At 39.2% G+C, this 13,098-nt stretch carries 12 protein-coding genes; 6 read left to right on the forward strand and 6 right to left on the reverse strand.

What is annotated here, in order from left to right; translation table 11 throughout:
- Positions 1-53: 53 nt before the first annotated feature.
- On the reverse strand, positions 54-1,442 hold the full coding sequence (locus BWD42_RS00940; RefSeq protein WP_077432610.1) for an aminopeptidase P family protein: 1,389 nt from the start codon (positions 1,440-1,442) through the stop codon (positions 54-56).
- A gap of 505 nt (positions 1,443-1,947) precedes the next feature.
- Between BWD42_RS00940 and BWD42_RS00945 the strand changes: the two genes are divergently transcribed.
- Positions 1,948-2,829: an AraC family transcriptional regulator gene (locus BWD42_RS00945; RefSeq protein ID WP_077432611.1), complete on the forward strand. Its 882-nt coding sequence runs from the start codon at positions 1,948-1,950 to the stop codon at positions 2,827-2,829.
- 322 nt (positions 2,830-3,151) lie between these two features.
- Here the strand turns inward: BWD42_RS00945 and fabF are convergent, their stop codons facing one another.
- From fabF to BWD42_RS00960, 3 genes are all read right to left on the reverse strand, one after another.
- Positions 3,152-4,390 (reverse strand): beta-ketoacyl-ACP synthase II, encoded by a 1,239-nt coding sequence (gene fabF / locus BWD42_RS00950; RefSeq protein ID WP_077432612.1) that lies wholly within the window; start codon positions 4,388-4,390, stop codon positions 3,152-3,154.
- Positions 4,391-4,450: 60 nt separating this feature from the next.
- Positions 4,451-5,044: a TetR/AcrR family transcriptional regulator gene (locus tag BWD42_RS00955; protein ID WP_077432613.1), complete on the reverse strand. Its 594-nt coding sequence runs from the start codon at positions 5,042-5,044 to the stop codon at positions 4,451-4,453.
- An 84-nt stretch (positions 5,045-5,128) separates the two neighbouring features.
- On the reverse strand, positions 5,129-5,755 hold the full coding sequence (locus BWD42_RS00960; protein ID WP_077432614.1) for a helix-turn-helix transcriptional regulator: 627 nt from the start codon (positions 5,753-5,755) through the stop codon (positions 5,129-5,131).
- Positions 5,756-5,949: 194 nt separating this feature from the next.
- On the opposite strand from BWD42_RS00960, the gene BWD42_RS00965 reads away from it, so the two are divergent.
- The 5 genes from BWD42_RS00965 to BWD42_RS00985 all read left to right on the forward strand — a co-directional run bounded on the left by BWD42_RS00965 (position 5,950) and on the right by BWD42_RS00985 (position 10,530).
- Positions 5,950-6,576 (forward strand): superoxide dismutase, encoded by a 627-nt coding sequence (locus BWD42_RS00965; protein ID WP_077432615.1) that lies wholly within the window; start codon positions 5,950-5,952, stop codon positions 6,574-6,576.
- Between the two features lie 44 nt (positions 6,577-6,620).
- Positions 6,621-7,112: a DUF2480 family protein gene (locus BWD42_RS00970; protein ID WP_217699973.1), complete on the forward strand. Its 492-nt coding sequence runs from the start codon at positions 6,621-6,623 to the stop codon at positions 7,110-7,112.
- A gap of 6 nt (positions 7,113-7,118) precedes the next feature.
- Positions 7,119-7,691 carry an NADPH-dependent FMN reductase gene (locus BWD42_RS00975; protein WP_077432617.1) on the forward strand — a complete coding sequence of 191 codons (573 nt, stop codon included), beginning with the start codon at positions 7,119-7,121 and terminating at the stop codon, positions 7,689-7,691.
- A gap of 278 nt (positions 7,692-7,969) precedes the next feature.
- Complete coding sequence (locus tag BWD42_RS00980) at positions 7,970-9,892, forward strand: sensor histidine kinase (protein ID WP_175991925.1); 1,923 nt, start codon at positions 7,970-7,972, stop codon at positions 9,890-9,892.
- A 14-nt stretch (positions 9,893-9,906) separates the two neighbouring features.
- Positions 9,907-10,530: a response regulator transcription factor gene (locus tag BWD42_RS00985; protein WP_077432619.1), complete on the forward strand. Its 624-nt coding sequence runs from the start codon at positions 9,907-9,909 to the stop codon at positions 10,528-10,530.
- Between the two features lie 17 nt (positions 10,531-10,547).
- Here the strand turns inward: BWD42_RS00985 and cydB are convergent, their stop codons facing one another.
- Together cydB and BWD42_RS00995 are read right to left on the reverse strand one after the other, a co-directional pair.
- Positions 10,548-11,624, reverse strand: coding sequence for a cytochrome d ubiquinol oxidase subunit II (gene cydB, locus BWD42_RS00990; protein ID WP_077432620.1), 1,077 nt, complete (start codon positions 11,622-11,624; stop codon positions 10,548-10,550).
- 6 nt (positions 11,625-11,630) lie between these two features.
- The gene (locus BWD42_RS00995) at positions 11,631-12,968 is read right to left on the reverse strand and encodes a cytochrome ubiquinol oxidase subunit I (RefSeq protein WP_077432621.1); all 1,338 of its coding nucleotides are present in this window, start codon (positions 12,966-12,968) and stop codon (positions 11,631-11,633) included.
- Between the last annotated feature and the right edge of the window lie 130 nt (positions 12,969-13,098).

Below are 13,098 nucleotides of genomic sequence, written 5' to 3' on the forward strand. Positions count from 1 at the left end.
GTATATAATTGTTTAATCTATAGAAGATGCGTTTGTTGTCCCTGCTCATGTAACTAATCGATTGCATTATCTTTTAAACGATAAATTTCTTCTACTTCACGTTCGAGATATTTTCCAAGACGTCGGTAACCATTTTCTTCAATAAGATAATTGTCTTCAATACGAATTCCCCCAAAATCAAGATGTTTCTTTAGAAAGTCATAATTGACAAAATCCCTATGAACATTTTGCTGCTCCCATAGCTGTGTCAGTTCAGGGATCAGGTAGATGCCTGGTTCAACAGTAAGTACATTGCCTGCTTCCAATTCTTTCCCCAATCGCAGAGACTTAAGACCAAAGGTCTTGGTATCCTTAGGCTCGGATTTGCTGTAGCCTACATATTGTTCGCCCAGGTCTTCCATATCGTGTACATCCAATCCGAGCAGATGGCCTAGACCACATTGAAAGAATAAGGAGTGGGCATGGTTGGCAACAGCATCTTGTGGATTACCTTTCATGAAACCTATCTGTGTTAGTCCATCCACAAGAGCTTCACAGGCTTTTAAATGGATGTCTTTAAAGCGTATTCCAGCGGTCAATAACTTTTCTGCCGATTTAAAGGCATGTAAAACGACCTGGTAAATTTCCTCCTGTAGCGTGGTAAAACGTTTGCCAACTGGAAAGGTACGTGTGAGGTCAGAAGCATATCCCAATGAGGTTTCAACTCCCGAATCATTCAATACAAGATCCCCCTCATGAACTTGATGGAATTGCATATGGTTGTGTAGGATCTCACCTCTTTTCGTAACGATGGGGGGATAAGAAAAGGTCATGCCCTGATCCTGTGCGAAGTGCTGCATGGCATTGCTGATCTGATATTCATAACAACCGGGTTTTGTCATCCGGATAGCAAGACGATGCATGTCAACTGCTACGTCTACGGCTTTTTCCAATTCGATAATTTCTGCTGTTGATTTAATACTGCGCTGTGCAGCTACCGCTTGGATTAAAGCTACGGATGGTTGAAGTTGGTCAATAGGACAGTTAAATAATTTCCCGAGCAATAACTTATTGTGCGATTGATAGGGAGGGAGGTAATGAAACGTATGTTGGCCGTATTTTTCTATGTAGTCGACCAGCTGCTCAAAGGGAAGTAATTTATTGATTCCCGAAAGAGCCGCTTTTTCTGATAGCGTTTGTTGCTGTCCCATCCAGACAATATCGTCGATGGTCATTTCATCCCCAAATAGCAAAGTTTCTCCGTTATCAATATCAAGTACAGCCGCTAATCGGGGGCTTTTTATCCCGATATAATATAAAAAACTACTGTCCTGGCGAAAAGGATAGGTATTGTGTTCAAAATTGATCGGGTTTTCAATATTTCCTAAGAATAGGAGTTTACCCGAAGAAAATTTTGAAATAAGCTCGTGCCTGCGGCTAGTATAGATTTCTTTTTTAAACATATTTACGAAAATTAAGAGCGCCGATTTCTAATTAAGATTTAAAAAGGCGCCTTATTAAGATTTAAAGCGGTATTATTAACATATATAATATAAGAGCCAATATCGTAAATTTAATCTTTTAATTCTTGAAGGCTCCCATTCAAGAAATGGTATTATGGATTGTATTTTAACGTTGTTACAATTGCCTATTTTTACTGATTAATTCATGAAAATGGAATAATATCGGTATTTAATAAAGTTCTAGGTTTCTATTGAATATTAATTATCACAATTTATCAAAGTCTAATTGTATTTTAACCTTGTTTTTGTAAGATAAGGAGTTTTGATTTCCTGTTTTATGAAAGATTGAATAGAAAAATTACAGATTGCTAAATATTATCACATGATATACATATTTTGTTTTTATTTTTCCAAGTATTAGTAAGGATATGTTTACTTGTTACGTAGTTATTATATTTATATTAACTAAACAGCAGTAAATACAAATATAAACTTACGAAATCCTATGAAAGCGCTCCAATTTAATGTGCCAGCAATGCAAGGCCAAAGCTTAACGATACAAGAAGATATTTTAGAGACTTTTTACCCGCACCTTCATAGGCATCAGGAAGCGCAACTTATGTGGATCGTAAAGGGAAGAGGGGTATTGATTGTTGAAGATACTTTACATCCTTTTAAGGAAAATGATATATTCTTTTTGGGAGCAAATCAGCCGCATGTATTTAAGTCCTCTTCCCAGGATGGGTTTTCAAATGAGTCCCGTTCGATCTCGATTTTTTTTGACCCAAACGGTAAGCTCAAATTCTTATTCTCTTTAGAAGAATTTGAATCATTAAATCAGTTTATCTATAATAATTCCTGTGGTTTTAAAATTCCGGAGGAATATTTTAAGCAGATTTCAGAACGCGTTTTACAATTGAAGTCTTCGGATCAAATCGACAAATTGATGCACTTTTTCTACCTATTGAGGTCTTTGGCGAATATATCAAGAGAGACGGAGCCACTTTGTGCAGAGAGGGCGGAAATGTTGGATACCATTCATAGCACAAACCGGATCAATATCATCTGTAATTATATTAAAGAAAATCACAAACATGATCTTAGCCTGGAAGAGGTTGCGGACTATGCAAGCCTTACGCCGCAGGCATTTTGTCGATATTTTAAAAAACACTGCGGAGTTACCTTCGTAACTTATTTAAATAGAATTCGCGTAAAAGAAGTCTGTAATCAATTGACCGAAGATCACCTAGATAGCGTTTCGTTTATCGCTTACAGCTGTGGTTTTAACAGTATTACAAATTTTAATAGAGTGTTTAAGCAGATCATTGGTTGTAATCCAAAAGAATATGTGCAACAGTATAAGCAAACATTATACTCTGTAATTTAATGCAAAATTATGTGCTGAAAAATTGAAAATATCTACTCCATCGTTTTCATAATTCAATTCAGGACATTGCCTTCACGTAGCGGCGGCTGGGTATAGCAATTGCTAAAAAATGTTTGCGGAAAAATAAAATTTTTCATTCGGTTTATGATATAAAAATAAAGAAGATCAGATGATTTTTTTGTCCATATGGGAATTTGAATAAACAAAAAAAGGTTTTCAAACGGGGAGAATGAAAACCTTAAATAACCAATTATAAACCTAAATTATGATGACACAAAGATAGTGTGTTTATTACACTGTGGCAAATTTTTTTTAAAAAATATTAAATCTTTTTAAAGAGGATACTCGAATTATGCCCACCAAAGCCGAAAGCATTGCTCATAGCGGTTTGAACATTCTTCTCCAAGGGCTGATTGATAACAATGTTGATGCCTTCGGGAATTGCAGGGTCGATATTTTCGATGTTGATGCTCGCTGGAATAACATTATTGTTTATCGACTTTATGGCGACAATTGCTTCAATTGCTCCCGCGGCACCGAGCAGATGTCCAGTCATTGACTTGGTTGAGCTTACCCAAAGATTGCTGGATGGACCGAATGCAAGTTGCATGGCTTTCAGTTCAGCAATATCGCCCACAGGGGTAGAGGTGGCATGAAGATTCAGATAATCCAACTCGGTACTGTTCATTTGAGCTTCTTCCATCGCCAAGGACATTGCTTTGGCTGCACCTATACCTTCGGGATGAGGTGAAGTCATATGATAGGCATCTGCTGTCATTGATGCGCCTACAAGTTCGGCATATATCTTTGCGCCCCTTCTTTTGGCATGTTCGTATTCTTCCAGTACCAGAGCTCCCGCACCTTCGCCCATGACAAAGCCGTCGCGATCCCGATCAAAAGGCCTACTTGCCCTTGTCGGATCATCGTGTCTGCTGGACATTGCTTTCATCGCAGAAAAACCACCGACTGAAGCTGGAGTAATGGGGGCTTCTGAACCACCACTGATAAAAACTTTGGCCTTCCCTAATCGAATGTAATTGAATGCATCCATGAAAGCCGTATTCGAAGTCGCACAGGCAGACACTGTTGTATAATTTATTCCCTTCAAACCAAATTTCATCGATATCATCCCTGATGCCATGTTAACAATAAGCCTCGGAACGAAAAAAGGACTGAACCGTGGCGCGTAATTGCCTTTTACATAACTCTCAACTTCATTTTCGAATGTTTCCATTCCACCTTGACCAACACCCCAAATAACACCTATATCAAATGGATCCATGATGTTGGGATCCAAACCAGAATCTTCCAGCGCCTGGGATGCGCTATATAAAGCATATTGTGTAAATAAGTCACTTCTCTTGATCTCATTTCTGTCCAGGTACTTTTCCGGTTGAAAGTTCCTGACCTCACTTGCGATTTGCGTCCGAAATAGAGATGCATCAAAACGGCTGATGATAGCAGTATGATTTTCACCTCGTAAAATATTCTCCCAGAATGTATCAACATTCTCGCCCAAGGGGTTAATTGTCCCCATGCCGGTAATGACTACTCTTTTCATTTTTTATTTTTTTTCATTAATATTCAATATACCGATTGGTATATATTTTGTTAAAAAAAATTAGATTTTGATCTCCCGATCGACCATGTCTTTCATATTGTCCAAGACAATACTTAGATCTTTAGCCCGGCCGGAAATCTTTGCAAGTAAAATCCCACCCTCAATCATCGCCATGAAAATAATTGCAAATTGTTCGGTAGAAATATGCTTTTTAAATTCTCCATTCTTAATTCCTTCGTCCAATATCGAAATCAATCGTTCTTTCCAAAGCGTAAACGACCGTTTGACCTTTGGGGTTAAAAAAGGGAGGGAATCATCCACCTCAACTGCAGCATTCATCAGCGGACATCCCCCTGAAGCAGCGATATTTTTGAAATTTTCTTTGTAAAAATCAAAAAAAGCGAAGAGTTTTTTTAAGGCCGTCCTGTGGGGGCTGATCTGCTGTTCCACAGCGTTGGCAATTTTTTTGCTTTGATAACTATAGACCTGGAGGGCTAAGTCATCTTTGTCTTTAAAATTACCATAAATACTTCCTTTTGTTAGGCCCGTAGCTGTTGTAATGTCCGAAAGTGAAGTAGCAAAATATCCTTTTTTATTAAAGATTGGGGCTGTCTTCTCAACGATAAATTGTCGGGTCTGTTCCGCTTTTGACATAATGACACTATTCTTTGGATGCAAATATAAAAAATACTTTTCGGTATATTATTTATTTCCATGGATGTACCTGAAAAAGTTACATTATTTTCTTTCCGTTATGCGATAGGTACAGCGGGAACCATTTTCGATCAGGTATTCTATTCTAACGATCGAATAAGATGGACCGATAAGCTGTTGAAAATTGTGGAGTTCTGAACGACAAAAACCTTGACATTCAGTCGCTGCGGCACAAATGGGACAGTGATTCTCAATGAGAAGATAAGATCCTTCATCTTTTCTCCATTCAGCCATATAACCTTCTTCCGTTCTTTTGCTGGCGATGATATCAAGTTTGCTTTCGATGGATTTACTAGCAGACAATGCTTTTCTATACTTCTCATATACTTTTGATTCCCGATCGCTGATCAGTAGATCCAAAGCATTCTCACCGAGCAATTGCTTAATGGATTGCAGCAGTTGTACCGTAATGTCAGCATGACTATCCGGGAATTTTGCAAGTCCTAGCGCTGAAAGACAATAGTAGGTCGATGGCCGGCCTCTGCCTTCACTTCTCGCATAGGATTCAATTAAACCCTGGTTCGCAAGATTGAGTAGCTGTTTGCGGGCGCCCTCCTTTGTAATACCCAACTCTATCGCAATAAGAGCGGCGGTAACCTCACCTCGCATTTTTAATAACATTAATATTCGATCTGCTGGAGTCTTTTGCATTTGGCAATTAAAAAGTTGTTTTAATTCTTGTCAACAAAGATACTGTTTTTCTTATTATCACTATTATGCATAATAGTAAAGTTTTTTCTAATGGCGGAATAATTTTATGACATTAATAAAACAACTTATTGGTTGTTTTATTAATGTCTATTATTTAGTTTTGAATCATTATTGAAACAACAAATTAGATTAATATGAGCAAATTTCAGTTACCGGATTTACCCTTTACTTATGGGGCACTTGAACCTTACTTTGATCGGGAGACAATGACGATTCATCATCAAAAACACCATCAGGCCTATGTCGATAATTTAAATAAAGCCGTAATCGGTACAAGTGCTGAAGGCCTTGAATTAGAAGATATATTGGCACAGGTGAGTCAGTATAGTCCTGCTATACGTAATAATGCGGGCGGACATTATAATCATTCCTTGTTTTGGCAAGTTTTATCTGCCGCACCGAAAACCGCGCCTACCGGAAAGTTGGCGAGTCAAATAGACGCAACTTTTGGTTCTTTAGATGAGTTGAAAGCGAAGATAAAAAATGCTGGACTTGGACAATTTGGTTCAGGATGGTCCTGGCTTTACATCAAATACAACGGCACTTTGGATGTGGTGGCTACAGCCAATCAGGACAATCCATTAATGGATACACAATTGACCAGTAGAGGAGTTCCCATTTTGGGAGTTGATGTATGGGAACATGCATACTATTTGAAATATCAGAATAAAAGAGCCGATTATTTGGATGCATTTTGGTCTGTCCTGGACTGGTCTGCAGTCGAAAAGCGATACGAAGAGATGATCGGCAAACTGATATAGCATGTTAAATGTTTTGGGTAGCGGAGCTAATAATTATAAAAAGCATGTTTGTAAATAAGGTTGAAAATTCGGGTATTTTGGCGCTTGATCTCATTGATTTCAAACCCACAGTTGACATTATAGACTTTGACATTAAAACCCTTTTTTTCCAGGAAATGATCGTCAAAGAAAAGGAGTTTAAAGCGGCTCTTGCTGCATTGGAATTGACCCCTTATAAAGGCAAAGCTGTCGCTTTTACCTGTTCTGCTGATGCCATTATTCCTCCTTGGGTTTATATGGCTTTAGCGGAGAAATTTCATGCTGAGGTAGCATATTATGATTTTAAAACTGTGGAAACGCTGGAATTGGAATTATGGACACAGAATTTGACCAGGGCAGATCTGTCTTCCTATCTGGGGCAAAAGGTGGTTGTAAGGGCGAGACCAAATATGCCTGAATCACTTTATATGTTAGCTGCCGAACGTTTAATTCCGATTGTTAAATCATTGATGTACGGAGAGATCGGAATGCCAAAAGTTATTTTTAAAAGAGCATAGAAAAGAATGAAAGCATTGATATTTAATGGCGCTCTGGAGCGTAGACAAGAGTCGACTTCAGGAGTATTGTCTAATTATTTTGCCGAAAAATTGAATCAGCTTGGTATTGAGAACAGTGTGTTTAATCTCGCGGATAGTGGCATACCACTTTTTGATACAAGTCTCAGTAGGATACCCAATAGTGTAAAGATCATGAACAGTCTTTTTCTGGAGGCAGATCTACATTTTTGGTTATCGCCTTTATATCATGGCGGTGTGCCGGGGGTAATGAAAAACTGTTTGGATTGGCTGGAGATAAGTGCAAAGAATAGCCCGGCCTACCTCACCGATAAAACTGTAGGTCTGGTTTGCTGGGCAGATGGTGTACAGGCTTTGCAGGGGATCAATGCGATGGATGCAATAGCTAAATCATTACGGGCATGGACTTTACCTTTTAGTGTCCCCATTGTAAAAAGGGAGTTATTTGGAAACAGTGGTTCAAAAGAACTATCGTCGAATTATAGCTGTAAATTGGATCTGTTGATCAATATAGCAACTACGCGAACGGCAACGTTTGAAACATTATTGGGACGTTCCTGAAAATATTGTTTCCATAAAGGCAGTTTATAAATTATTGCTGCATCTTATAATAAAGCACCTCAATATCCATTGGGGTGCTTTATATGTTTTCAAAATTGTTTAGTTTTGAGAAACCGTGTATGGGAGTGTTCATCATATTCATCGAATTTTCCGGAATAACACAGCTATGGAGCCGCATCTCAAAAAAATGCAATAAACTGTATTTATTATTCATCAGATATAAGTTTTAGTTAATGAGTTTACAACGTATAGTTTGGTTAAAGTTAATTGCATGTTGTATGCTGTATTTTACTGTACAGCTCAGCCGGGCCCAAAGTTTTCTGCCCTTAAATGAGGATCAATATCGGGCTGATGCCGAAATGCTGTTGAAGTCGACCTCAGAGGATAGTGTAAGGGCACTACAATACTTTTATCTATCGGATTACTACCGCTTTCGGGATACGCTGAAATTCTGGGAAAATATGCGGCAGGGAGAGCGATTAGCTAAGCCCTTTCGAAGCCTTCGGGCTATGGCTGCACTTTACAAAAGCATTTACTATGGGCAATTTTTGGACAGTAAGCATGCCGGGATAGAAGCCCAAAAATGCATAGATATCCTTGCTGATACCAAACTGCCCTTTGAGCAAGAGCTGTTGGCCAGAGCATGGTATAATCTGGGATTAATTCGGTTCCCAAAAAAAGGCTTTGCTGATCTCCTGGATATACTTAATAGTAGGTGTATGCCCTATGCCAAAGCACATGATCCCCTCATGGAAGGGGCTATAAATACCATGATTGGTATGGCCTTTATGTCATCCAATCAATTGGCGAAAGCAGATGAATATCACCAGTTGGCGATTAAACAGCTGGAGCAGCAACCAAAGAGTACAACGCTATTGGTCGCCTATTTAAATGCTGTTAGCACTTATTGTTATCAAGTCCGATCAAAGGAGGCCCGGCTATTGTTAGATAAAGTCAAGGTCATGTTGGGCGATAATGCCAACTCCTCGCAATTGCCCAATTACTATTACAATGAAGCACTTTATTTTACAACGAAGCAGCAAACTGATGAAGCGTTGCGCATGCTGAATACTGGTTTGGATTGGTCTAAGAAAACGAACAATTGGAGATCTTACCAGATGATGCTGTTTAGAAAGTTTAATGTCTATTTGATGCAGAAAAAATATGCTGAAGCGAAACAGCCCTTAGAAGAGATTATAAAAAATGGACTATTGACACGTGATCTCTATAACAGTAAAATTGTTTATAGCCAACTGGCCGCTGTAAATGAATTAATGGGAGATTACAAAGAAGCATTGAAGATGTCGAATGTTGCAAATAAGCTCTCGGATAGTATACAGAAGGTTCAGCTTTTGGAAAAAATGAATGAAATGGAGGCTAAATACAAAGCCGTCGAAAAAGAAAAAGTGATTTTAAATCTTCGCGCAGATAAAGAACGCAACCAGCTAAAGGTTTTTCTTGTCTTGGGTATTGCTGTTTTACTTTTCATAGCTGTTTTATTTGCCACTTTTTCTTATAGGAAACAACGGAAGCTGAATGGACAGATCCAGATGAATCATGAGATTGCTTTGGAGAAACTGGCGAAGGAAAAACAGCTGCAGATCTCTGAGTCTATGCTAAAGGCCGAAGAGCAGGAACGGCAACGTATTGCGCAAGATTTACACGATAGTATTGGCGGGATGCTGACAGGATTGAAATTTAAGATCGCTGGAGAGCAGACTGGAGAATATGATCTGAAGGACGAATTACCGCACAAACTGAACGATATCTTGGGTGAAGTACGACGTATATCGCATAATCTGATGCCCGAGTCATTGCGGCAATTTGGTCTGATAGCAGCATTGGAACAATTATGTCTTTCAATGAAAAATAATAAGGTGCAGATCCAATTTGAAAACTATGAGGACGAAGTACAGCTCGACTTCCAAAAAGGGTTGGCAATCTATCGGATTGTCCAGGAGGCAATCTCAAATGCATTGAAATATGCAGATGCAGACCTTATTATTGTTCAGGTAAGTAAATCAGCAGCAATATTGCAGGTTTTGATAGAAGACAATGGAAAAGGATTTGACGCTTCTGTGGCCAATTATGGAATGGGATTAAATAATATTGTCAAGAGAATTAACTGGATCAATGGATCTATTGAAATACGGAGTAAACCTGGATCTGGTACCCAAATTGAAATAGGTGTAAGTGTTTAGTTAAAAACCAGTATATGAAAATTATTGCCGTACTAGACGATCATCCCCTGTTGTTGGAGGGGGTGACCTCTTTTCTTAACAACCAAAAAGGGTATAAGGTATATTCATTTCTGAAGGAAGTATCGTTGATAGAATTTCTGAATACCACGGAAGTAGATTTGGTACTTATGGATATGCAGCTCTTGAATATCAGCGGACTTGAGGTTTGTGTACAATTGAAAAAATTATTTCCTGGCCTTCCTGTTGTCGCATTGAGCAATATCGCAGACCGCAATCTTATTTTTCAGTTTATGCAAAATGGCGGAAATGGTTATATATTAAAGGATGTGTCCAATGATGAGTTTCTTCATTGTGTGCATCTTGGACTGGACAGAAAGATAGCCCTTTGCGATAAAGCAAAGGAGCTTTACACGGGAGCTGTTTCTTCCCTGCAAGATCTTCCACGGTTAACACAAAGGGAAAAGGAAATTTTGACAATGATTGCAAATGGCCATACCAGCAATCAGATTGCGGAGAAACTATTTTTAAGCCCTGTTACGATAGAAACGCACCGACGTAATCTATTGACCAAATTTAAAGTGAAAAACATGATTGAGTTGGTGCAACTTGCACTAAAACATAGATTATTGGAGCACTAGCTTAGCCGTGTGACCGGTTAATGTTCGCCATAACCTACCTCATCGAGCTTTCCTTTAAAAACCCTAAACTGGATAACAAAATAGGCTACGACCAAAATCGCAGCAAAAATAAACCATCCCAATCCTACAGAAAGGCCATATTCATGTGCTGCAGCATTCTGTATGGTAAGTGAAGGGTTTACTTCATTCGTTGATGGTAATAAGGTCGGAAACATAGATGCGACTGTGGTCGCAAAGCTCCCAAGAATAAATAGGGAGGAAAAGAAAAAACCTGTACCGTCTTTTCTGAAGGTTCTAACCCAGAATTGCCCCAGCAGGCCGATTGCCGCAATTAAGGGGAATATCCAGAGCCAGTAATATTGTTGGAAATTATTTAAGGAGATTGGTTTCACATAATGCCAGACATAAGCCGATAAGATCACTAATAATAGCAAAACAAAATTCAACTTGAATATGATGGTTTTGAGCCGCTGATTGAGTGAACTGGATGTTTTTAATATGACCCATCCTGCGCCGTGGATGGTGAGCGTTACTACCGCGACCAAGCCCAGGATTAAGGTGAACCAGTCTATGATACCCTGATGTTCGGCCAAAGGGTCGAATGTCGGGTTCCAGAGCGCCAGGAAGAAATAATGTGGCTCTTGTGTTGAAATCCCATTTTCCACCATTCCCAGATTGACTCCGCGCACGACATTGCCTAAAGCGGCACCAAAAAATAACGCCAGGAGTAAGCTGGCTAAACCAAACCCTTTATCCCATAATGCCTCCCAAAGTCTATGATGGATCTGTCCCCTGAGTTCAAGACTTATTGCTCTAAAGATCAGCAGCCATAATACTAACATCAGCGGGAGGTAGAATCCGCTGAAAGATGAAGCATATAATGTTGGAAAGGCGAAGAATAAAACACCACCGGCTGCGATAAGCCAGACTTCATTGGCATCCCAAAAAGGTCCGATTGCATTTGTTACAGCCTTTTTCTCCTGTTCGGTCTTTGCAAAAAATAAATGTACAATTCCTGCTCCAAAATCATAGCCATCAAGGACAATGTAGATACCCAACATGAAAGTCAATACTATAAACCAGAATATTTCCATGACAAATTAATTTAAAACAATATGGGGCTCGGGGCCTCTTCTAATAATTTTCAATACTAACATCAGGAATAACAGTCCCAAAAGAATATATAATCCGACAAATCCGAGTAAGGTAAATAAGGTGTTACCAGAAGATACCGTAGGGGATACACCATCTACCATACGCATCAAGTTGTAGACCAACCAGGGTTGCCGTCCGAGTTCGGCTGTATACCATCCTGCGGTATTGGCGATATAAGGAAAAGGAATCATAAACATAATGATCCATAAGAGCCATTTGGTCTGGTATAATTTATCCCGCCAAAGTAAAACAGTGCCCAAGATCATGATTCCGATAAATATTGTGCCTAGGCCGGCCATGATGTGATAACTATAATAAAGACCGGGGACATTGGTGGGATGTAAAGCGTCCTGAAATTCATTCAATCCTTTTATTTCCGCATCCCAACGCTGATAGGTGAGGAAGCTTAAAACATTAGGAACTGCAATTTTATTGTCCAGTTTTTTGTTTTCCATGTCAGGTTGACCGATAAGGATAATCTCGGATCCCCCTTTCTCCGTCTTGAAGATCCCCTCCATGCCTGCGAATGCTGCAGGTTGATATTTCACCACATTTTTGGCCGCTAGATCTCCTGTAGGAAACGCAACAAGAATGGAGGAAATAGCTCCAAAGATAACGCCGCTTTTAACGAATATCTTGCCAAATTTGCTATGTCTGTCGCTGAGAAGATAGAATGCTCCAATTGAGGCTACAAAAAAGGAACTTGTGACTAAGGATGCCGCCTGATTGTGTAGATAAGAGGGCCATAACCATGGATTGCTGAATAAAGAACCAAAATTGTTCAATACAAATTTGCCATTTTCGAGAATTTCATATCCAACCGGATGCTGCATCCAGGAATGCGTGGCAATAATCAGAAATCCACTCGCCCAGGATCCAATGAATACCATCAAACCGGAGAGAAAGTGCAGCTTGTGGCCAAGTAATCTTTCTCCAAAGAGAAACATTCCCAAAAAAGAAGACTCCAGAAAAAAAGAAAACATACCTTCCATGGCCAAAGTTTGCCCAATGATTCCCCCTGTAAGCTCGGAAAACTTTGCCCAATTCGTGCCAAACTGAAATTCCATAGGGATCCCCGTCACAACACCCATTGTAAAATTCAATGCAAAGATTTTCATCCAAAATTTTGAGGCATGGTTGTAATCTTCGTTGTGGGTTTTTAGAAATTTCCATTTGAAATAAACAATCATCAAGGATAATCCCATAGTCAATTGAGGGAATAGGTAGTGGAATGTAATTGTAAAGGCAAATTGAAGCCGATTGTAAAGAATCATGTCTTCCATGGATCCGGAGTTTTGGTTAATGACATTTAAATATAAAATTTTTTTGTCGTACCTAACTCCCACGCTGTATTATTTTTTTTGTCTTATCTTCGCCCTGATAACAGAAAATGGCGACAAGGGAAGCGGAGCA

The sequence above is a fragment of the Sphingobacterium sp. CZ-UAM genome, assembly GCF_002000245.1.
Lineage (GTDB): Bacteria > Bacteroidota > Bacteroidia > Sphingobacteriales > Sphingobacteriaceae > Sphingobacterium.

Coding starts and splice junctions, on each gene's coding strand:
- BWD42_RS00940 (WP_077432610.1), bottom strand. CDS start 1,442: ATGTTTAAAAAAGAAATCTATACTAGCCGCAGGCACGAGCTTATTTCA.
- BWD42_RS00995 (WP_077432621.1), bottom strand. CDS start 12,968: ATGGAAGACATGATTCTTTACAATCGGCTTCAATTTGCCTTTACAATT.
- BWD42_RS00945 (WP_077432611.1), top strand. CDS start 1,948: ATGAAAGCGCTCCAATTTAATGTGCCAGCAATGCAAGGCCAAAGCTTA.
- BWD42_RS00985 (WP_077432619.1), top strand. CDS start 9,907: ATGAAAATTATTGCCGTACTAGACGATCATCCCCTGTTGTTGGAGGGG.
- fabF (WP_077432612.1), bottom strand. CDS start 4,390: ATGAAAAGAGTAGTCATTACCGGCATGGGGACAATTAACCCCTTGGGC.
- BWD42_RS00960 (WP_077432614.1), bottom strand. CDS start 5,755: ATGCAAAAGACTCCAGCAGATCGAATATTAATGTTATTAAAAATGCGA.
- cydB (WP_077432620.1), bottom strand. CDS start 11,624: ATGGAAATATTCTGGTTTATAGTATTGACTTTCATGTTGGGTATCTAC.
- BWD42_RS00975 (WP_077432617.1), top strand. CDS start 7,119: ATGAAAGCATTGATATTTAATGGCGCTCTGGAGCGTAGACAAGAGTCG.
- BWD42_RS00970 (WP_217699973.1), top strand. CDS start 6,621: ATGTTTGTAAATAAGGTTGAAAATTCGGGTATTTTGGCGCTTGATCTC.
- BWD42_RS00955 (WP_077432613.1), bottom strand. CDS start 5,044: ATGTCAAAAGCGGAACAGACCCGACAATTTATCGTTGAGAAGACAGCC.
- BWD42_RS00980 (WP_175991925.1), top strand. CDS start 7,970: ATGCTGTATTTTACTGTACAGCTCAGCCGGGCCCAAAGTTTTCTGCCC.
- BWD42_RS00965 (WP_077432615.1), top strand. CDS start 5,950: ATGAGCAAATTTCAGTTACCGGATTTACCCTTTACTTATGGGGCACTT.